This is a genomic window from Shewanella sp. SACH (genome assembly GCF_001887095.2).
Taxonomy (GTDB): domain Bacteria; phylum Pseudomonadota; class Gammaproteobacteria; order Enterobacterales; family Shewanellaceae; genus Shewanella; species Shewanella baltica.
Genome location: NZ_MPDG02000001.1, coordinates 1001256 through 1023729, shown reverse-complemented (window position 1 = coordinate 1023729; position 22474 = coordinate 1001256). Strand labels below are relative to the sequence as shown.

Below are 22474 nucleotides of genomic sequence, written 5' to 3'. Positions count from 1 at the left end.
TAGTGAATGCCTTGATTCACTAAATCTTTTTAGGAGTATTAATCATGACAGTGACCAATGCACAAGAACTGGATCTCATGGTCGAGCGTGTAGCGAAAGCACAAGCCGAATATGCGACATTCAGCCAAGCGCAAGTCGATAAAATTTTCCGCGCAGCGGCCCTTGCCGCTGCCGATGCGCGTATCTCGCTGGCGAAAATGGCCGCCGCAGAAACCCGCATGGGTGTCGTTGAAGACAAAGTGATCAAAAACCACTTTGCCTCTGAGTACATTTATAACAAATATAAAGATGAAAAAACCTGCGGGATTTTATCTGAAGACGTCACCTTCGGCACTATCACCATTGCCGAACCTGTGGGTATCATTTGTGGCATAGTACCGACCACGAACCCAACATCGACCGCGATATTTAAGGCCTTAATCAGCCTTAAAACCCGTAACGCGATTATCTTCTCGCCCCACCCAAGGGCCAAAGTTTCAACCACAACTGCAGCAAAGTTAGTGCTCGATGCTGCCATAACTGCGGGTGCACCTAAAGACATTATTGGCTGGATTGATGAACCAAGCGTCGCACTGTCGAATCAATTGATGACTCACCCTAAGGTCAACTTGATCCTCGCAACTGGTGGCCCAGGCATGGTGAAAGCCGCCTACTCTTCCGGTAAACCCGCGATTGGTGTAGGTGCGGGTAACACGCCTATTGTTATCGATGAAACCGCCGACATCAAACGCGCGGTCAGTTCGATTCTCATGTCAAAAACCTTCGATAATGGCGTCGTTTGTGCGTCAGAACAAGCGGTGATTGTGGTTGACAGTATTTATGAGCAAGTAAAAGAGCGCTTTATCTCTCACGGTGGCTACATGCTATCGAAGGATGAAACCGCGGCGATGCAGCAGGTCATTTTAAAAAATGGCGGTTTGAATGCCGATATCGTTGGCCAAAGCGCCGCCAGTATCGCGCAAATGGCCGGCTTTGAAGTGCCGCACTGGACCAAAGTGTTGATTGGTGAAGTCACCGACATTTGCGACAGCGAAGCCTTCGCCCATGAAAAACTATCACCACTGCTTGGCATGTACCGCGCCATCGACTTTAACGATGCCATGGATAAAGCTGAAGCTTTAGTCGCACTTGGCGGCATTGGCCACACTTCAGGGCTTTATACCGACCAAGATACCCAAACTGAACGTGTGCATGCCTTTGGTTTTAGAATGAAAACGGCGCGTATCTTGATCAACACCCCTGCCTCACAGGGCGGGATTGGCGATCTGTACAACTTCAAACTAGCGCCTTCGCTGACGTTAGGCTGTGGTTCTTGGGGTGGCAACTCGATTTCAGAAAACGTTGGCCCGAGCCATCTGATCAACAAAAAAACCGTCGCTAAGAGGGCCGAAAACATGTTGTGGCACAAGCTTCCTGCATCCATCTATTTCCGCCGCGGCAGTTTACCCATCGCACTCGAAGAACTGAGCGATAAAAAACGCGCGCTGATCATCACCGACAGATTTTTGTTTAACCACGGTTATTGCGACGAAACCATGCGGATTTTAAAGGCCCAAGGCCTTGAAACCGAAATCTTTTACGATGTTGAAGCCGACCCCACTTTAGCCATAGTCCGTCAAGGCGCTAAGGTGGCCCAAAGCTTTAAACCCGATGTGATTATTGCACTCGGCGGCGGCTCACCAATGGATGCGGCGAAGATTATTTGGGTGATGTACGAGCATCCCGATGTGGATTTTGCCGATTTGGCGCTGCGCTTTATGGACATTCGTAAACGTATCTACAAATTCCCTAAAATGGGCACCAAAGCCATGATGGTGGCTATTCCGACCACTTCAGGCACAGGCTCAGAAGTCACCCCTTTTGCGGTAGTGACAGACGAAATTACCGGTAAAAAATACCCGATTGCCGATTATCAACTCACGCCCAACATGGCGATTGTTGACCCAAATCTAGTGATGGACATGCCTAAATCTCTGACCGCCTTTGGTGGCATAGATGCGGTGACCCATGCTCTTGAAGCTTATGTCAGCGTGATGGCTAACGAATATAGCGATGGCCAAGCACTGCAAGCCCTCGACTTACTGTGCAAATATTTACCCGATGCGTACAACTTGGGCTCACAGTCACCTGTCGCCCGTGAAAAGGTCCACAATGGCGCCACCATCGCAGGTATCGCCTTTGCTAACGCTTTCCTCGGGATTTGCCACTCAATGGCGCACAAACTGGGCGCCGAGTTCCATCTCGCCCACGGCTTAGCCAATGCGCTATTGATCAATAACGTAATACGCTTTAACGCAACGGATCTGCCCACTAAGCAAGCGGCCTTTAGCCAATACGACAGGCCAAAAGCCCTGTGCCGTTATGCTGCCATCGCAGATCACTTGAAACTAGGCGGAAAAACGGATGAAGAAAAAGTCGAAAAATTGCTTGAGAAAATCACACACCTCAAGAAGACGATTGGCATTCCTGCTTCTATCCAAGAAGCCGGCGTCAACGAAGCCGACTTCCTCGCCAAGTTAGATGAATTAGCCGAAGATGCGTTCGATGATCAATGTACCGGTGCCAACCCACGTTACCCATTGATTAACGAGCTGAAACAACTGTTCCTCGATAGCTATTATGGCCGTGACTATAGCGATAACAACTAGGCAATCGCCTAACGATGCTAAGCGCATGCTAAGCGCATGCTAAATAAACGTAGCGCGACATAAATGAAAAAGCCCTCGAATGAGGGCTTTTTACTGTGTGATGTTCAGTGAATGATCTAATTAAGGAGTCGATGCATTAATCGATCGCACGCAAAATCACTTCACTAGCCGCTAGCTCAACTTACGAGCACTAAGCTAATCATCCATAAACTTAATATCAATAAACTGGTCATCACAACAAACAGCGACTAACGCTGCGCCAGTACATAATCGATGGCGCTGGTGATGGCCGCAACCTGCGCCAGATTACATTCGGCAGGCGTGGCTGTTGGGCTATCTGGGTACACTTCTGTCGTGGTGTTATAGATACAACCCGTGACACTGCTGCAAAGCCCTAATGACTTAAGCGGGTAGTTAATCACTCCGTGTTGCACCACTGTCGAGCCAATGATCTCACCTTTCTCGTCGGCAGGGGCAATATGGGTTACTTTACTCACGCCATCAATAATGGCTTTTTGGAAAGCATCCATTGAATGTTCGCTATCACCCACAGCATAAAAGCCATCTGGGATAGTGCCTTTATCATATTCAATGCCATCGCGGGCGCAAAGCGCTGGGCGAAACTCTAGCTCATCTGAATCTGTGGTTTCATGTAAATCCACATGCACATCAAAACCTTGCTCAACTGAAGCAACTAAAGCCATCAAGGCCGCCGATTCTTCAGCAGGACTGTTGGCATAGAATGAACGGTTCGGATCGATAGCCTTTGGATTCCAGCGATTAATAGTCTCGTAACCCCAAGGACTCACGCACACGGCAACTACTAAGTTCACCTGTTGCACGTAATTCGCCGCTTCATTCGTTAAAAAGGCCAATGCGCCATGCACACCGCTGGTCTCGTAACCATGCACGCCGCCAGTCACCAGCACGGTTGGCTTTTGTGGATCAAACTGTTGGCTTTTTACCGCAAATAATGGGTAACGCTCGGCGTTAATCGACAAAGCGCCATATTGCACAATGCCAAGCCCAAGCGCAGACAGCTCAGCTTCCATCGCCTTGAGTGGCGTCACAACATCATCTTGATATGAACGCTTGATTTGGGTGCTCGTCAGCCATGCGACTTTTTCAGCCTCGCCCCATTTCTCGCCAGCGGTGCCGATGGGATAAAATGTTAAATTTGCCATAATTCCTCTATTTTTAGTTCTATTCGGTAAAGTTCTTTTTATTCCAGCTCTTTTTATTCAAGTTCTATTCGTTCAAGCTCTTCTCGCTCAAGCTTTTTCGTTGAATTGCTATTCAGTCGAATGATAGTGCTCGTGTTTGGATGATAAATGAGTGCAGTCAACCTAAAGCGTCAGCTGCATGGGGATATCACGGATGCCACCGCGATCTCGCTCGGGTCCAAGGGGCACAAAGCCAAAGCCTAAGTACACAGCCTGCGCATTCAGCGCCGAGTTCACGGTAAATACGCCCGGATTGCCTTGAGCTACACACTGAGCTTTGGCATGTTGCCACAACATTCGCGCCACGCCTTGCCCCTGTGCATGGGAGGCGACAAAAAGATGGTACAAGTGGCTATTCGCCTTCATCCCCACTACGCCTGCGAGTTGGCCCGAGTCCGTTATGGCGACATGGTACTGATAACCCATAGCAAAGTAGCTACCAATCGCTTCTATCGACATAGCATTGACTAAGATTGTAACCCCCTCTGCAGTGCAAGTTGGGGCAATAAAATCTTGGGTTAATTGAGTGAGCAATACGCTTATTTCAGGGATATCAGTTAAGGTTGCGGCTCGAATATTCATCTCAACTCCTTGATTAAAAATAAAACCATTCCATGACACAATAAAAAGCCAGAACAGAGTCCTGGCTTTGTAAAAACGCTGAACAAGAGCGCTTAATTGCAAACGCTTAGCTTCTTTAAAGCGCTCTGCTTAAAACACTTCAATAATCAATCGCATCCAACGACTCGCCGATGATAACCCTATCAGGGCGAGCCTTGCGTCTTTTATTACACTGTCATTCACTGTCTGTCATTAAACAGTCTGTTATTGTGCTGGCAGTTACTGCTTAGTCCAGCGGTCCATCCAACCTAACACATTGGCATACCATTGCTCTAAGTTTTCAGGTTTTAAGATCCAGTGGTTTTCATCTGGGAAAATCAACAACTCAGATGGAATACCTTTACGCTGCATAAAGCTAAAGGCCGCTAAACCTTGATCATACGGAACACGGAAGTCTTTCTCGCCGTGGATCACTAACATGGGCGTTTTCCAGTTTTCAACATAATTAACTGGGTTAAACTTCTCATATAAGGCTTTGTTATCTGAGTAAGTACCGCCAAATTCATACTCTGGGAACCATAACTCTTCGGTCACATGGTACATAGAACGCATATCGAACAGACCTGCGTGGTCAACAAGACACTTGAAACCGTCGTTCCAGTTACCTTGGATCCAGTTCATCATGTAGCCGCCGTAAGAACCACCGAGCGCACAGGCGTTTTGCGGGTCGAGCCATTTTTGTTGTTGGCTCACTGCCGCTAGGCCTTTTTGCAGATCTTCTAATGGCTTACCGCCCCAATCTTGGCTGATAGAATCCGTAAAGGCTTGGCCGTAACCGGTAGAGCCGTGGAAATCAACCATGACAACGCCATAGCCCGCACCCGCCCATAACTGCGCGTTCCAACGACCGCTGAAGGCATTACCAAATGAACCCTGCGGTCCGCCATGCACTAAGTAGGCAATCGGGTATTTTTTGCCTTCTTGGAAGTTAGCCGGTTTGATCCAGTAACCGTAGACGTCTTCGTTATTCCAACCCTTGAAGCTGAACTGTTCAAACTTACCGAACTTGATCTCGGCTAGCTTGTCTTTGTTCACTTCGGTCAGACGCTTAAGCCCTTGGCCATCTGTAGTGATACTGTAGAGATCGCCTGGCTCAACTAAGGTTTTGCTGTCGAAAATCAGTTCATCGTTAGTGACCGCAATTAAGCTGTTTGTGCCATCGCTGTAGATAGAACGCACATCGCCAAATTGGGTATTCACTTGGAAAATAGACACTTGGCCTATGTCTTGCGCCGTGACATATAAGGTACGATTGTCAGGGGCAAACATAAGTGAGCTTGGGCTACGATCCCACAATGGCGCCACTTCTTTGGTTTGGCCAGTGGTAGTATCGCGCAGCATGATGCCGTAACGATCCGCTTCAAAACCCGGCTTCTTCATCGCTAAATAGGCCATGTAACGACCATCGCTCGAAAACGTTGGCTGCGCATCCCATGCGAGATTATCTTTGGTCAAGTTAGTTGCAGTGCCGCCAGTAACAGGCACTTGCCACAAATCATAGTTTGTGGTCCAAGCTTGATCTTTGCTCGGCGCTTTAGCGCTATAAACGACGAATTTGCCGTCTGGGGTGAAGGTCACTTCTTCCATACCCGAGAATGGTTTGGGCGGTGTTTCAGTGTCTAACCCTTGGGTGACATCAACAACTTTAGTCAGTTTTTCACCGTTGACTGCGCCAACAAATAAGTGGCTACGGGCGTGATCTTCCCACGTATCCCAGTGGCGGACCATTAACTGCTTGTATTCGCGCCCCGTCGATTTACGCTCAGATTCAGCGGTAAATTTATCCTTTGAGCAGGCTAAATCCTTACACTCTGGGAATACACGCATGCTAAGTACAACTTGTTTACCGTCGTTTGATAGTTTGTAACCATCTATATCCAAAGGTAAATCAGAAACTTGAACCGCTTCACCGCCCGTTAATGGCAGTTGGAATAGCTGGCTTGAACCGCTACGACCGGCAAGGAAATAAATTGATTTGTCGTCAGTGGCGAAACTCACATCGTGCTCAGTGCCTGCGGCAGAGGTCAGTTGTAACGGCTTCGCTTTAGTGTCAGTCAGATCCAATAGATACAGATCAGAACTGCCCTCTCCCTTATCGTTTACCGTTTTAAGACCATAAACTAATTTAGTGCCATCGTGGGACACAGTCGCAGAATGCATCTTATTGAGTTTAATGAGTTGTTGCACAGTAAAAGGCGTTGGATCGGCCGCTTGGGCTGATAACGCCAAGCCTGCGGCGCCGAGCGCCAATAGGAGAGGAGCTATTTTCATTGTTATGTCCGTCTTTTGTTGAACAGGTTCGAGGCTTGCAAATATTCGATAATCATCATTGCTGCAAACACGAATGTTAAAAACGATCTGAGATCGTATCTTTTGAAGATAAGCTTGCCACACTATCGAAACAAAAACGCTCAGGCAAGCCAAATGGCGAACCTGAGCGTATTTTTTTGTGACAAAATGTCAGTGGCGCAATGATTTGTGTAAGGAACAGATATCAGATTACCGAAGCAACCGATATCAGAGCGCAAACTTAAACTGCTTTGCTTAAAAAGCCATCAAGTTCAATCCGCTAACGCCTTAGCTTCATTCCCACTTAGGCTTTCGCGTTGGCGATATTCACTTTCCAAATTGCTGGGCCAGTTTCATGGGCGTTCACGCCGTTTGAATCCACAGCCACAGTCACTGGCATATCTTGCACGTCAAACTCGTAAATCGCTTCCATGCCTAAATCGGCAAAAGCCACGACGCGAGAATGTTTAATCGCTTTTGACACTAAATACGCTGCGCCGCCAACGGCCATCAGATATACCGCTTTGTGTTTTTTGATCGATTCAACTGTCGCTGGGCCGCGCTCAGCTTTACCTATCATGCCCATCAAGCCAGTTTTTTCTAACATTAAGTCAGTGAATTTATCCATACGGGTTGCCGTGGTTGGGCCCGCAGGACCGACAACTTCAGTGCCTACTGGATCAACGGGGCCAACGTAGTAAATAAATTTACCGGTAAAGTCCACGCCTTCTGGCAGACCTTCACCACTTTCGATGAGGCTTTGAATGCGCTTATGGGCCGCATCACGACCTGTGAGCATTTTACCGCTCAGCAGAATAGTTTCACCGCTCTGCCACTGCTCGATATCCGCTTGGGTCACAGTATCTAAGTTAACGCGGCGCACATCATCACCCACTTCACGGGTGATTTCTGGCCAATCTGACAATGATGGTGGCGTTAATTCAGCTGGACCTGAGCCGTCTAAATGGAAATGTACGTGGCGAGTGGCCGCGCAATTAGGGATCATCACCACAGGCTTTGAAGCCGCGTGGGTTGGCGCCGATTTGATTTTAACGTCTAACACTGTGGTTAAACCGCCGAGACCTTGGGCACCTATACCTAAGTTGTTCGCGCGCTCAAAAATGTCTAAACGCAGCTTTTCTTCGGTCGTTTGCGCGCCACGGGCCATCAACTCATGGATATCCACGCTTTCCATCAGTGCTTCTTTGGCTAATACGGCGGCTTTTTCTGCCGTACCGCCAATGCCGATACCCAGCATACCCGGTGGACACCAGCCTGCGCCCATCGTCGGTAACGTTTTTTCTACCCAAGCGGCGATATCATCAGATGGGTTTAACATCACCATCTTAGCTTTATTTTCACTGCCGCCGCCTTTGGCCGCAATCGCTACTTCGATGTGGTTGCCTGGCACCATGTCGATATGCACCACAGATGGCGTGTTATCTTTGGTATTTTTACGGCTGCCCGCAGGATCTGACACTATTGATGCACGCAGTGGGTTATCAGGATTGGTATAAGCACGACGAACACCTTCGTCGACCATTTCCTGAATTGTCATATCGGTTTTGTCCCATTGGACACCCATACCAACTTTAACGAAGGTGGTCACAATCCCAGTGTCTTGACACAGAGGACGCTTGCCTTCGGCGGACATACGCGAGTTAATTAATATCTGGGCAATGGCATCCTTCGCCGCCGCACTTTGTTCACGCTCATAAGCTTGGCTCATGGCATCAACAAAATCCTTCGGGTGGTAATAAGAGATGTATTGCAAAGCATCCGCCACACTTTCAATAAAGTCGGCTTGCTTAATCACAGAATTGACAGACATTTCATGGTTAGATGACATAGTAGGAGCGCTCCAGCAGCCTTTGCGGCCTAACTTATTTTTGTTTAATTCTTTCTGGGCCAATATGATACTCTTTCCCATCTTTTTGGGCTACATCACATTTTGAATAGGGTTAATCGATGGCAATTAGGGCGTCAAAACAGCTTGCATCACGCCAACTTGACTGGACATTAAGCACCACAGCACTCTTCGAACACTTTGCCAATGACCCATGGGCAATCCTGTTAGATTCGGCAAACGCGCCGCATCAGGACGCTCGATTCGACATCATTTGCGCCAATCCCATCGCAACATTAGTGACTCAGGGCGAGCGTAGCGATATAAAGCTCATCGATACGAGCTTGAGCTTACCCGAGGCGATGGACCCAAACCGTGATCCCTTCGACCTGCTCAACACTTTATTAAATCATTGGTATGCAAAATCTTTTGATTGCGTTCTGCCCTTCAGTGGCGGCGCCATGGGCAGCTTTAGTTACGACTTAGGCCGTCGCATCGAATCCCTGCCAACAAGCGCCCAGCAAGATATTCAACTGCCGGAGATGAACATCGGCTTTTACGACTGGGCGTTAGTTTATGATTACCAAGCCCAGTGTTGGCATTTATTGCACTATTTAGGTGAAGCAGCACTCGACATTGAATTGAATAAAATTCAAGCGAAAATGGCGCATAAGCCAAATACCGCCGAATTCATGCTCACAATCCCATGGGCAGCACAAATCGATAAAGCCCAATACACGGCCAAATTTGAGGCAGTACAAGCCTATTTGCACAGCGGCGATTGCTATCAAATAAATTTAACCCAAAGATTTGAAGCTGGCTATCAAGGCGACGAATGGTCGGCCTATTGCCAACTGCGTAATGCCAATAAAGCGCCCTTCTCGGCCTTTATGCGTCTGCCACATAACGCAATTTTATCAATTTCACCTGAGCGTTTTATTCAACTTCGCGGTGATGATATTCAGACTAAACCCATCAAAGGCACGCTGCCGCGTCACGCGGATCCCGCGCTCGACGCCAAAGCAGCGAGCACCCTTGCCAGCTCGCCAAAGGATCGCGCCGAAAATGTCATGATTGTCGATTTGCTGCGTAATGATATCGGCAAAGTGGCAGCTGCTGGTTCGGTACGAGTACCGCATCTGTTTGAGATTGAAAGCTTTCCTGCCGTGCATCACCTTGTCAGTACTGTGACGGCTAAGCTTGATGCTAAGTACAGCGCCAGCGATTTGCTGCGCGCGGCGTTCCCCGGCGGCTCAATTACCGGCGCACCAAAAATTCGCGCCATGGAAATTATTGAAGAGCTCGAACCTTCACGGCGCAGTCTGTACTGTGGCTCTATGGGTTATATCAGCCAAGATGGCCAAATGGATACCAGTATCACCATTCGCACTATTGTGGCTGAGCAGGGCAAACTCTATTGCTGGGCGGGCGGCGGCATAGTGGCAGATTCAGAAGTGAATGCCGAGTACCAAGAAACCTTTGATAAGATCAGCCGGATTTTGCCTTTACTTGGCGCAGAGCCGCAAAAGCCGTAAGCTTTCATACTAAACAGTAACGAGAACGTCGATGGATCAAGCGGAATTTAGACTCAGATTTAATCTGCACCCTTTAGCGCTGCAAGATCCGGCGGCCTTCCCACACCTTGGACTGCGCAAAGCCGCAGTGTTGATCCCGCTGCAGGATATCAACGGTGAACTGAATCTGATTTTAACCCAAAGACCCATGCACCTTCGCGCCCATCCAGGACAGATCAGTTTCCCCGGCGGTAAAATTGAGCCCTACGATGTCGATGCAATTGCGGCTGCGTTAAGGGAAGCTGAAGAAGAAATTGGATTATCGCGGTATAACGTCGATGTGGTAGGCACATTTCCGGCCCACAATACTTTTACCGGATTTGAAATCACGCCCGTGGTCGGCATTATCAAGCAGGCCTTTGATTGGAAACTCGATCCCGGTGAGGTAGCCGATTGCTTTACTGTGCCATTAAGCTTTTTTATTGAGCCGAGCAATCGCCACCAAAAACGCTTTTTACGCCAAGGGCGCTACTACAGCGTGCATTTTATTCCCTATCAACAACGCTTTATCTGGGGCGCGACCGCCGCCATTATCGACCATCTGTGCCGCCAGTTAAGCATTCCTGCCGATATTCTCTGACTTAATTTACCATCGCTAAACCGTTAAAAAGCCAACTGGCTAATTTAAACCACCAAGTGAATATACAAACCGGCGACAATCGAGGTTAACAGCAACATGGGAATGTTAAACCAATATCCCATACGGCTATGGTGGGCGACATAATAGTTAAACGCTAAACTGACCAAACTAATGCCGCCACAGGTCCAAATCAAATACTGTAATAACTGGGTTTCGTGTGGATCCCAATGGACTCTAAATGTCGCGCCACGGCTTAAATAATCGCCGACTTCGCGATCAGGTCTTGCATCACTGAATACCAATAACGCATAGACGGCCAATGCCCAGCCTAAAATAGATAATGTCGCGAGGATAATTTGAAATATTCTAACTTTACTCATACAGCCTCCCGCCGTTTAACTCATGATATCGCTAAATATTGGTAATATTAACCTCAGGATACCTTTTTCAGCTTGAGAAAAGCCACCAGCAAGGTAATATAAACCTCCAAAATTTTCATATAAAACGTTTCGTTGGAGAATTAAGCAACAATGAGCATCGCATCTGTCGCATCTGTATTTAAAGGTGAGCACGCCGTCGGTTCTAAAGTCACAGTTCGTGGCTGGGTCAGAACCCGTCGTGACTCTAAAGCCGGCATCTCTTTTTTAGCTGTTTATGACGGCTCTTGCTTTAATCCTATCCAAGGTGTCGTGCCCAATAGCTTAGATAATTACGACAACGAAGTGTTAAAGCTGACTGCGGGTTGTTCTGTTGTGATGACAGGCGACGTGGTGGAATCTCCAGGCGCAGGTCAAGCATTTGAGCTACAAGTGACTGATATTGAAGTTGCTGGCTGGGTTGATGATCCAGACACTTACCCAATGGCCGCTAAACGTCACTCAATTGAACATTTACGCGAATTAGCGCACTTACGCCCACGCACTAACATTATTGGTGCTGTTGCCCGCGTGCGTAACTGTTTATCCCAAGCGATTCACCGCTTCTACCACGAAGAAGGCTTTATTTGGGTATCGACCCCACTTATCACCGCCTCTGACTGTGAAGGTGCCGGTGAAATGTTCCGCGTATCGACCTTAGATATGGAAAACCTGCCACGTACTGATGCAGGAAAAGTCGATTACGATAAAGATTTCTTCGGTAAAGAAGCTTTCCTAACCGTATCTGGCCAGTTGAACGCTGAAACCTACGCCTGTGCACTGTCAAAAGTGTATACCTTTGGCCCGACTTTCCGTGCTGAAAACTCAAACACTAGCCGCCACTTAGCGGAATTCTGGATGGTTGAGCCTGAAGTGGCCTTCGCTAACTTAAACGACATCGCTGGCCTTGCCGAAGCGATGTTGAAATACGCATTCAATGCCGTATTGACTGAGCGTATGGACGATTTAACCTTCTTCGCCCAGCACGTTGATAAGACAGTGATCGACCGTCTGCAATCTTTCGTTTCAAGCGATTTTGCACAAGTGGATTACACAGATGCGGTTGAAATTCTGCAAAACTGTGGCAGAACCTTCGAGTTCCCAGTGTCTTGGGGTATCGACTTATCTTCTGAGCATGAGCGTTACTTAGCCGAAGAACACTTCAAAGCCCCTGTGGTAGTGAAGAACTATCCGAAAGATATCAAAGCCTTCTACATGCGCTTAAACGATGACGGTAAAACCGTTGCCGCGATGGACGTGTTAGCCCCAGGTATCGGTGAAATCATCGGCGGTTCTCAACGTGAAGAGCGTTTAGACGTGCTGGATATGCGTTTAGCCGAAATGGATCTGAACCAAGAAGATTACTGGTGGTACCGTGATATGCGCCGTTATGGCACAGTGCCACACGCAGGTTTTGGTCTAGGGTTTGAGCGTTTAGTGTCTTACGTGACGGGCGTTAACAACATTCGTGATGTTATCCCGTTCCCACGTGCACCGCGCACTGCGAACTTCTAATATCCCTTTATTTGGGTTTGTGGCTCTTTGGAGTAACAAGCTCAACATTAGAATATAAGCTAAGGCGTCGCTACTGCGCCTTAGCAAAACGAAAAGGAGCTGAATAATCAGCTCCTTTTTTGTTTCTGCGCTTTTGATAGCATGCTTAGCTAATACTCTGAGCTAATACCATGAGTTAGCACCATAAATTATCATCACGACCCAACACTAATGCCTAACATTATTACCTAACATCATAAGGCGAAACAGCCAGCCACTCATTCACTTAATACTAATCCACTTATTACTTATCCGCTTGATGCAGCGCCTGCCTGATATATTCCGCCACGTGTTTGGCAGTAATATCATCAGTTGAAGTTAACTTGATATGGCGGCGAAATTTGCCACTGCCTTCGAGTACCTTGTGTGGATCGCTAAGGTTTGCGCCCAAGCTAAACTCCAATGACACATGCTGTTTATAGGCAAACACCCCACCAAAAGCGCTCTTCGCGCTAAAGAGTATTCCGCCGTATTTAACAATTTCAGAGATGTCGAGCGAGGATACGGCGGCAGTGGCTTTAACGGTTTGGCGCACGCCCTGCACGATTTCAAGCAGGCTCTGGCTCATAAAACCGATGTCTGCTAAGAGTTTTTCAAGTTGTTCATTCATCATCGCCTCCTGCGTAATGGTATTTTCCATAGCGGCCTTTTCATACTGACCTCTATCATACAATAACGATTCTCTGTCGATTGTATCCTGTGCAGTGAACGGAATAAAACCCCGTCAGGCACTCATAAACAAAATCAATCGCTTAAACGTTATCTCAGCATGCCAACTACCAAGTGAAGTCGCAATGCAATGCTGCCATTACAATCAATAAAAAAGCCAAGCATAGGTATGCTTGGCCTTTGGCTGGCGATATCTAACTAACCTTAAATAACACTAAGCAACACTGAGCATAAGCAACATCAAGTAAAACTAACACGAGCCTAAGTCACGCTAAGCCACACGAGGTCTCACTCTGTTTAAGATTAGAAGCCTTTCACACCCGCCATATCGGGGAGATGGTGAGCAATCCCCTTGTGGCAATCGATACAGGTCTTTTCGCCGCTCGCCAGTGACGTTGAGTGCATCTGCGCCGCTCTGGGTGATTGGCGGGTAAAGTCCATGTACGTAAAGTTATGGCAGTTACGGCACTCGAGCGAGTCATTGGCCTTTAATCGCGCCCACTCATGCTCAGCCAGTTCGCGCCGTTTACTTTCAAACTTGTCACGGGTGTTAATCGTACCGAAAACCTTACCCCACACTTCCTTAGATGCCTGCATTTTACGGGCGATTTTATCGGTCCAGTTATGGGGCACATGGCAATCTGGGCACGTTGCCCGCACACCACTGCGGTTAGTAAAGTGAATTGTCGTCTGTAACTCTTGATAGACGTTGTTTTCCATTTCATGGCAACTGATACAGAAGGCTTCCTTGTTGGTCGCTTCAAGGGCTGTGTTAAAGCCGCCCCAGAAAATCACTCCAGCCACAAAGCCACCTAAGGTCAAAAAACCTAAACTGTAATGCACACTCGGACGATTGAGTACCTGCCAGATTTTTTTCAGTTTATCTAACATGCTAACTCCTAGTGTTTTTTCTGCTCAGTGTTGGCTTTGATCAAATGTTCCATGTCCACAAAGTCGTTTTCGACCAGTAACTTGGCATCCAACTGCGGCACATGACACTGAGTGCAGAAATAGCGGCGCGGCGATAATGTGGCTAAGAAGTTATTATCCCTGTCCATAAAATGCGTGACGCTGACCATAGGTGCTTGGGATTCCCCAATGCGGTTGCGGGCATGGCAGGCCATACATTTGTTCACTTTAAGATCGAGCTGATAACCGTCAATTTTGTGCGGGATCACAGGCGGCTGCATGGGGTAGCTACGCACTTCCTTAACATCGGTATTACGCACGTTTTGCATCACCGGCGGCGTCGGTTCCACATCAATTGGTGCTTGTCTCAGGGTCGCTATTTTTTCGTCGGGAATACTGGTGGCAGATACGCTTGTCATCATCAATGAACCGAATGCCAGTAAACCGATCGCTGAAACTAATTGTAGAGTTTTCATCGTGTTCTCCTTAAACCTTGGCGATCTTCACAGCACATTTTTTAAAGTCAGTTTGTTTTGACAAAGGATCTGTCGCATCTAAGGTGACTTTATTAATGAGCTGGCTAGCATCGAACCAAGGCACAAACACTAAGCCCACTGGCGGTTTGTTGCGGCCACGGGTTTCAACTCGGGTCTTAATTTCACCACGACGTGACACCACACGAATTTCATCGCCACGGCGCAGACCGCGCTTCTTGGCATCTTCTGGATGCATAAAACACACAGCATCAGGGAAAGCGCGATAAAGCTCAGGCACACGTTGGGTCATAGAACCTGAGTGCCAATGTTCCAGCACTCGGCCCGTTGATAACCAAATATCGTATTCTTCGTCTGGCGACTCGGCGGCGGGCTCATAGGGCAGCGCAAAGATCACCGCACGGCCATCGGGATGACCATAAAACTCAAAGCCTGTGCCCGCTGTCACGTAGGGATCGCTCCCCTCGCGGAAACGCCACTTGGTTTCCTTACCATCGACCACAGGCCAACGCAGACCATGGGCCTCGTGATAGGCATCAAACGGCGCTAAATCATGGCCATGACCACGGCCAAAGGAGGCGTACTCTTCAAACAGACCTTTTTGCACATAGAAGCCAAAATGTTTCGCTTCATCGTTCAGATACTTAGGATCGGCATCGGCCAACGGAAACTTATCGACATGGCCATTTTGATACAGGACTTCGAAAAGCGTTTTACCTTTGAACTCAGGGTTCGCCGCTAATACATCCTTGGGCCACACTTCATCTGTGGTGAAACGTTTCGCAAATTCCATCAACTGCCACAGATCCGAATGCGATTCGCCCGGCGCTTGCACCATTTGATGCCAGAACTGAGTACGGCGCTCGGCATTACCGTAAGCGCCCTCTTTCTCGACCCACATTGCAGTGGGCAAGATCAAATCGGCAGCTTGGGTGGTGACGGTGGGATAAGCATCGGACACCACGATAAAGTTTTCGGGATTACGATAGCCCGGCAACCCTTCTTGGTTGATGTTCGGACCCGCCTGCATATTGTTATTCACTTGCACCCAATAACAGTTCAAGTCACCGTCTTTAAGGCGGCGGTTTTGCTCAACGGCGTGATAACCGGGTTTAGGCGGAATGATGCCGCTTGGAATTTTCCACGTTTCTTCGGCACGTTTTCTGTGCTCGGGATTGGTCACCACCATGTCGGCGGGTAGACGATGGGAGAAAGTCCCGACTTCACGTGCCGTGCCACAGGCCGATGGCTGACCGGTCAGCGAAAATGGGCTGTTACCTGGGGTTGAAATCTTACCTGTTAACAAATGGATGTTGTAAATCAGGTTATTACACCAGACACCACGGGTATGTTGGTTAAATCCCATGGTCCAGAACGAGGTCACTTTGACATTCGGATCGGCATATAGCTTAGCCAATTCGATCAGTTTATCTTCTGGCACCCCAGACAGTTTACTGACTTTCTCGACTGTGTATTCGGCGACAAAGGCTTTGAAGGCTTCAAAATCAATTGCCGTTGAATCCCCTGCGGTTTTCACATTTTTAGCTTTTTGCTCAAGGGGATGAGTCGGACGTAAACCGTAACCGATATCAGTCGTGCCTTGGCGGAAATTCACGTGTTTTTTAACGAAATCCCAGTTCACTTTATCGTTTTGAATAATGTAGTTGGCAATAAAGTTCAACATGGCCAAATCCGTTTGCGGCGTGAACACTATCGGAATATCCGCCAGATCGAAGGAGCGATTCTGGAAAGTCGATAACACGGCCACTTTAACATGGGGTTCACTCAAGCGTCTGTCTGTCACTCGACTCCACAGGATCGGGTGCATCTCGGCCATGTTCGAGCCCCAAAGCACGAATGCATCGGCGGCTTCCATATCGTCATAGCAGCCCATTGGCTCGTCGATACCGAAGGTGCGCATAAATCCGACCACGGCAGAAGCCATACAATGGCGCGCATTGGGATCGATATTGTTTGAACCAAAGCCCGCCTTCATCAACTTAACGGCGGCGTAACCTTCCCACACAGTCCATTGGCCCGAACCAAACATGCCCACGGCCGTTGGCCCTTTGGCTTTAATGGTTTCTTTCCACTTTTGCGCCATGATGTCGAAGGCGCTGTCCCAACTAATTGACGAAAACTCACCGTGCTTGTCGTACTTGCCATCCGTCATTCGCAGCATGGGCGTGGTTAAGCGATCGCTACCGTACATGATCTTCGACAGAAAATAGCCTTTGATACAGTTAAGGCCACGGTTCACTTCACTATTGGCATCGCCATGGGTGGCGACCACTTTGCCGTCGCGGGTAGCGACAATCACAGAGCAGCCAGTACCACAGAAGCGGCACGGCGCCTTGTTCCACTCTAATTTGGTTTGTTCTGAGCTGGTAATAAGGTTGCTTGCGCCTGCGGGCAAAGTTAATCCTGCGGCCCCTGCGGCAGCAATCACCGCATTAGCCTTAATAAAGTCACGTCTGTTCATATTCATTCTTCACCCTCTTCGAGCACTTCACTCTGGTGGTAAACCATAGTGGCGGATAACACGCCCGGAATGGCATTGATCGCTTCTATACTGTCCATCAAGGCGCGCTGAGTCTCGCCCTCGATGACCACGACCAACTTCACTTCGTTGTTGACGGAAAGTTCGGCATTTTCAATGGTCATGATCTCTTGTCTAACGTCTGCCATTTTCTGCGGTAAGACCTGCACCACTAAACTGGTGATATGGAGTTCTTTGTTCATCCGACATTCCACTCTTTATTTAATATTCTGATAATAAAGCGATTAACCCACTCCCGGTGGTCCTGTCAAAATCTGACTAAACCAGATCGCAAAGCCCAAGCCACTGACCAGCAGCACAGACAATAACGGCGCGAGAAACACGGTTAAAAAGATAAAGATTTTCAGTTCTAGGGATTTTTCTTCTGCGGTGCTAGCACTCATGCATCCTCCAAGAGGTCTGTTCCTGCCACGTTGCGCGTTGGGACAAGCGTCCGCGGCAGGTTTTATGTATATCTATTGCATCTTTGGATCACGAAGCGATCATACCTTTTAGTTGTTAACAAAATGTATACCTCCAAATTGGTAAAGCGGATGATGCTTGATCCAGATCATCAATTTACTGCGAGTATTAGTCAGATCTCAGTTTTCAAACGCTTTTGAAGATTACAACTTAGTAAGTTGAATAGGTTTAAAGATTAGAAAGTGGCTAAAATAGAAGAATTACCGCGAGAACATCCCGAAAAAGTTGCCAAAAAACACTGGGTATTCATAAAGGAGTAGATGGTAGGAAGGTTTGAAAGTATGAGAGTTAACTACTTGATCTCAAAAGCTAGAAACTCACTATAAAAGCATGACTGGCATCAAGCCAAGATAGCCACTAAGACTGACTAAGCGCCGCACAGCAAGTTTTATCGATGAATAACTGAGTATGGTCGGAGGTGGGTGTTTTACCGCAGAAGATAACGAGATAACGTGGGCATCGGTGGAGATGAGGCTAAAGCTAAAGTATAGTGCATGCTACTTAGTGCATGGCGCAATTCGCGGCGCATCACTGACGTATATATCGTTCAAATAGCAGGAATTTAGGGAAATAAAAAACCGAGCAAAGGGTTAGCTTTACTCGGTTTTATCCGAAGGTTTTTTACGCGCTTGTCAGCTCGATGATGGCTCGCATTAGTGTGACTCAGCCCTTTAAACCAAGCAAGGTATTCAACTGAACACTTAAATCAAACCATTAGATCTGTTGGATATGATTCAAAATGCGTTTTTCCGATATCGGATAAGCCGTGCCTAACACCTGCGCAAAACAGGAGACGCGGTACTCTTCAATCATCCAGCGAGCCTCGATTAACGCGGGCGGTGTCGGCTGCGATCGTGGCACTTTCGCCAGTTGTGCGTTCAATACTTCCTGCACCTTGTTAATGCTCTGCATATGCAAACGGTCGCGAGTTGGATCGACGGGCAACTTCTCGACACGGATTTCAATCGCTTTTAAGTAACGCGCCACATCGGCTAAACGATTCCAACCGCAGGATTCAACAAACCCTTTAAACACTAATTTGTCTAATTGGCTTTGAATATCACTCATAGCAAAAGCGATATCTAAGCTGATTTTGCCCTTAAGACGCTTTTTAATGCTCTGGTATAAGGTCAAAATCTGCTCAACTTTCAGGGCAATTTGCTCAGCTGTCGGGTTGAGCTCTTGGCGAACCCAATCCTTTGCCTGCTCAAATTGCGCTTGATTACGCACATCGAGGGCTTTTTCATCCAACAATTGCTGCACAGCGGCGGCAATAATGTCATCAATCAAGATTTGCACTTGACCAAAGGGATTGAAATACATCGCCAATTTCGCCTTATTCGGCAAAGCTTGCTGCAAATGTTTTACCGGTGATGGAATGTTTAACAGCAACAAGCGTCGCAGACCTTGGCGATGAGCATCTAAGGCTTCAAACTCATCATCAAATAATTTGATCGCAACACTGTCTTTCTTATCGATCAGTGCCGGAAACGCCCGTACTTGGTAATTGCCTTTTTGCTGCTGATATTGCTGCGGCAAATCACCAAAAGACCACTCGGTTAACGCTTCTTGCTCTATGCCTTTATCCGCCACCTGACGAATGGCCTTCGCCACCACGCCCTGCAACTCGGCTTTTAAGGTATCGAGCACCCGACCTTCGGCGACTAAGTTGTTTTTATCGTCTTCGATTTTAAAGTTCATCTGCAAATGCGCAGGGATCTGCGTTAAATCAAAATCTTCCGGCGTTATACGCGTGCCACTCATGCGCAGCAATTGCTTGCACATGGCTTCAAGCAAACTGGCACTAAAAGGCACCATGGCCTGCACGCAAGCGCGGGCATAGTCAGGCGCTGGCACAAAGTTACGTCGTAAACTCTTAGGCAAAGATTTGATCAGCGCGATGCACTTTTCTTCCCTCAGCCCCGCCACTAACCAATCAAAATCGCTATCGTCGATTTGATTGAGCAGCGCCACCGGAATGTGCACCGACACGCCGTCATCCGCCGCAGCGGGTTCAAAGTGATAACTCAGCTGCAGGCGCAAATTGCCCTTGTGCCATGTATCGGGGAAATCCAAGGTCGAGATATGGTCGGCATTGCGCTGCATTAACAGCGCTTTGCTGAAATCGAGTAAATCCGGTTGCTCGCGCTTGGCTTTCTTCCACCAGCCAAAAAACAGCTGGGCGTTGTAAATCCCCTCGGGGATCCGCGGCTCGTAAAAATCCACCAACACTTGCTCGTCCACCAAAATATCGCGGCGACGGGATTTATGCTCAAGTGATTCAATGTCTTCAAGCAGCTTTTGGTTAGCGACAAAAAACGCTTCTTGGGTTTGCAACTGCCCTTCTGCCAAGGCGCTGCGGATAAAAATCTCACGCGCTTCAACGGGATCGATGGGGCCGTATTGCACTTTGCGACGGTGTACAACCGTCAAGCCATAGAGCACTTGATTCTCAAGGGCGATAACGCTGCCAGGTTTTGCCTCAAAATGGGGCTCTACATAGCTTTTCTTAATCAAATGCGCCGCTAAGGGCTCTAGCCATTCGGGTTCAATTTTGGCGCAGCAGCGAGCAAATAAGCGTGAGGTTTCGGTAAGCTCAGCGGCCATGATCCACTTAGGGCCTTTTTTGGCCAATGGCGAACCGGGAAACACAAAAAACTTACGATTACGCGCACCTAAATACTCGTTATTGTTATCTTTAAAACCAACATGGCTCAACAAACCCGACAACAGCGCACGATGCAAGGTATCGTAACTTGGCGGCGTATCGTTTAAGCGCCACTTTAAATCGTGTACGGCTTGTTTAAGCTGGGCGTATAAATCCTGCCACTCGCGAACGCGCAAATAGGCCAAATACTCATCGCGGCATTTTTTACGGAACTGACTAGCAGATAACTCTTTTTGCTGATCTTTTAAGTGCTGCCACAGATTTATCCAACTAACGAAATCGGAACTGGGATCGGCAAAACGACGATGGGCTTCATCACTGGCTTGCTTCTTCTCCATCGGGCGTTCGCGGGGATCTTGAATCGATAAGCCCGCAGCAATCACTAGCACTTCGTTCAAACAACCTAACTGCTGACTCTCGACCACCATACGCGCCAAACGCGGATCCACAGGAATTTGCGCCAAGTTGCGCCCAAGTGGCGTCAATACTAGCTTGCCGTGTTTGCTCTCAACCGCTTGTAATTCTTCGAGCAGCAAGAAACCATCGCGGATATGGCGTGGATCGGGTGGCTCGATAAACGGGAAGCCAGCGATATCACCCAAACCGATGGCGAGCATCTGCAAAATAACCGAGGCCAAGTTAGTGCGCAAAATTTCAGGATCGGTAAACGCCGGACGATTATTAAAATCCGCCTCATCGTACAAACGAATACAAATACCCGGTCCCACACGACCACAACGGCCTTGGCGCTGATTGGCGCTCGCCTGCGAGATAGGTTCTATCGGTAAACGTTGCACCTTAGTGCGATAACTATAACGGCTGATACGCGCTGTACCTGGGTCGATAACGTAGCGAATGCCCGGCACAGTCAGCGAAGTTTCCGCCACGTTCGTCGCTAGTACAATCCGCCGACCTCTATGACTACTGAAGACTTTGGACTGCTCGCCATAGGATAAACGTGCGTACAGCGGCAAAATTTCGGTATCGCGGTAATTACGTCGGCTCAATTGCTCGGCTGTATCGCGAATTTCCCGCTCGCCGTTCATAAAGATCAGAATATCGCCCAGCCCTTCGGCCACCAGCTCATCGACGGCGGCAAAAATGCCTTCGATTTGATCTAAATCGGCATCGCTATCTTGCACCAATGGACGATAACGGGTTTCGACCGGAAAGGTACGACCCGACACTTCGATAATCGGCGCATTGTTGAAATGCTTAGAAAAACGCTCAACGTCTATGGTCGCCGACGTAATAATAACTTTGAGATCGGGGCGTCTTTTAAGGATCTGTTTAAGGTAGCCCAGAATAAAATCGATGTTCAGGCTGCGCTCGTGGGCCTCATCTATGATGATGGTATCGTATTGGTCGAGATTGCGATCTGAGGTCAATTCCGCCAGTAAAATACCGTCGGTCATCAACTTAATATACGAGTCACTCTTAAGCGCATCGGCAAACCGCACTTTAAAGCCGACCACTTCACCGAGCGGGCTTTGTAATTCTTCAGCGACTCGGCTCGCTACGCTGCGGGCAGCCAATCGTCTTGGCTGGGTGTGGCCAATCATGCCACGGCAACCTAAGCCGAGTTCTAAACAAATTTTGGGGAGCTGCGTGGTTTTACCTGAGCCCGTTTCACCGGCAATGATCACCACTTGATTGCCTGCAATCGCGCGTGCAATGTCATCACGCATCAAAGAAACGGGAAGGTTTTCAGGATATTGGATTTTAGGGCGAGCGTTACGTCGCTGCTCAACCTTCTCAAACGCCGCCTGCGCTTGCTCACTCAGTTGGGCTAAGACTTGGGTCTTTTTATCTGAGTCGGCTTCTTTATTGAGTTTAAATAAACGACGACGGATCCTAGACGCATCAGCCTGATAACAAAGATTAAGAAAGGCGTTCGATAGAGGATGTTTGTCTGAGTTCAAATCCAAATTCCATTGCTAGCATCAAAAACGGCGATCCTA

The 22474-nt window shown here is 48.1% G+C and carries 16 protein-coding genes; 4 read left to right on the top strand and 12 right to left on the bottom strand.

The window, feature by feature from the left end; translation table 11 throughout:
- Positions 1-44: 44 nt before the first annotated feature.
- Positions 45-2648 (top strand): bifunctional acetaldehyde-CoA/alcohol dehydrogenase, encoded by a 2604-nt coding sequence (adhE, locus tag BM607_RS04500; protein ID WP_071939727.1) that lies wholly within the window; start codon positions 45-47, stop codon positions 2646-2648.
- Between the two features lie 248 nt (positions 2649-2896).
- Here the strand turns inward: adhE and BM607_RS04495 are convergent, their stop codons facing one another.
- The 4 genes from BM607_RS04495 to BM607_RS04480 all read right to left on the bottom strand — a co-directional run bounded on the left by BM607_RS04495 (position 2897) and on the right by BM607_RS04480 (position 8630).
- A complete protein-coding gene (locus tag BM607_RS04495; protein ID WP_071939726.1) occupies positions 2897-3832 on the bottom strand; it encodes a M14 family metallocarboxypeptidase in 936 nt (311 codons plus the stop codon).
- Positions 3833-3994: 162 nt separating this feature from the next.
- Positions 3995-4453, bottom strand: coding sequence for a GNAT family N-acetyltransferase (locus BM607_RS04490; RefSeq protein WP_071939725.1), 459 nt, complete (start codon positions 4451-4453; stop codon positions 3995-3997).
- Positions 4454-4711: 258 nt separating this feature from the next.
- Positions 4712-6763, bottom strand: a complete 2052-nt coding sequence (locus BM607_RS04485) for a S9 family peptidase (RefSeq protein WP_006081416.1) — start codon at positions 6761-6763, stop codon at positions 4712-4714.
- Between the two features lie 322 nt (positions 6764-7085).
- Positions 7086-8630, bottom strand: a complete 1545-nt coding sequence (locus BM607_RS04480; RefSeq protein WP_006081415.1) for a fumarate hydratase — start codon at positions 8628-8630, stop codon at positions 7086-7088.
- Positions 8631-8749: 119 nt separating this feature from the next.
- Here BM607_RS04480 and pabB point away from each other — a divergent pair, with 119 nt between their 5' ends.
- Positions 8750-10162 carry an aminodeoxychorismate synthase component I gene (pabB, locus tag BM607_RS04475; protein WP_071939724.1) on the top strand — a complete coding sequence of 471 codons (1413 nt, stop codon included), beginning with the start codon at positions 8750-8752 and terminating at the stop codon, positions 10160-10162.
- Between the two features lie 31 nt (positions 10163-10193).
- On the top strand, positions 10194-10781 hold the full coding sequence (locus BM607_RS04470) for a CoA pyrophosphatase (RefSeq protein WP_006081413.1): 588 nt from the start codon (positions 10194-10196) through the stop codon (positions 10779-10781).
- Between the two features lie 44 nt (positions 10782-10825).
- On the opposite strand, the gene BM607_RS04465 is transcribed toward BM607_RS04470, so the two are convergent.
- Positions 10826-11161 carry a hypothetical protein gene (locus BM607_RS04465; protein ID WP_012587797.1) on the bottom strand — a complete coding sequence of 112 codons (336 nt, stop codon included), beginning with the start codon at positions 11159-11161 and terminating at the stop codon, positions 10826-10828.
- 150 nt (positions 11162-11311) lie between these two features.
- Here BM607_RS04465 and asnS point away from each other — a divergent pair, with 150 nt between their 5' ends.
- The gene (gene asnS / locus BM607_RS04460) at positions 11312-12712 is read left to right on the top strand and encodes an asparagine--tRNA ligase (RefSeq protein ID WP_006081411.1); all 1401 of its coding nucleotides are present in this window, start codon (positions 11312-11314) and stop codon (positions 12710-12712) included.
- A gap of 283 nt (positions 12713-12995) precedes the next feature.
- Here the strand turns inward: asnS and BM607_RS04455 are convergent, their stop codons facing one another.
- The 7 genes from BM607_RS04455 to hrpA form a co-directional block, all read right to left on the bottom strand.
- Positions 12996-13361: a DUF1801 domain-containing protein gene (locus BM607_RS04455; protein ID WP_083548611.1), complete on the bottom strand. Its 366-nt coding sequence runs from the start codon at positions 13359-13361 to the stop codon at positions 12996-12998.
- A 362-nt stretch (positions 13362-13723) separates the two neighbouring features.
- On the bottom strand, positions 13724-14311 hold the full coding sequence (locus BM607_RS04450) for a cytochrome c3 family protein (protein WP_006081409.1): 588 nt from the start codon (positions 14309-14311) through the stop codon (positions 13724-13726).
- 8 nt (positions 14312-14319) lie between these two features.
- A complete protein-coding gene (locus BM607_RS04445) occupies positions 14320-14805 on the bottom strand; it encodes a nitrate reductase cytochrome c-type subunit (RefSeq protein ID WP_071939723.1) in 486 nt (161 codons plus the stop codon).
- Between the two features lie 10 nt (positions 14806-14815).
- The gene (gene napA, locus BM607_RS04440) at positions 14816-17305 is read right to left on the bottom strand and encodes a nitrate reductase catalytic subunit NapA (RefSeq protein WP_071939886.1); all 2490 of its coding nucleotides are present in this window, start codon (positions 17303-17305) and stop codon (positions 14816-14818) included.
- 2 nt (positions 17306-17307) lie between these two features.
- Entirely contained in the window at positions 17308-17565 is a 258-nt protein-coding gene (locus BM607_RS04435) for a chaperone NapD (RefSeq protein WP_071939722.1), read from the bottom strand.
- A gap of 42 nt (positions 17566-17607) precedes the next feature.
- Positions 17608-17766, bottom strand: coding sequence for a nitrate reductase (locus tag BM607_RS04430; protein ID WP_006081405.1), 159 nt, complete (start codon positions 17764-17766; stop codon positions 17608-17610).
- Between the two features lie 793 nt (positions 17767-18559).
- Entirely contained in the window at positions 18560-22441 is a 3882-nt protein-coding gene (gene hrpA, locus BM607_RS04425; RefSeq protein ID WP_071939721.1) for an ATP-dependent RNA helicase HrpA, read from the bottom strand.
- Positions 22442-22474: the final 33 nt, after the last annotated feature.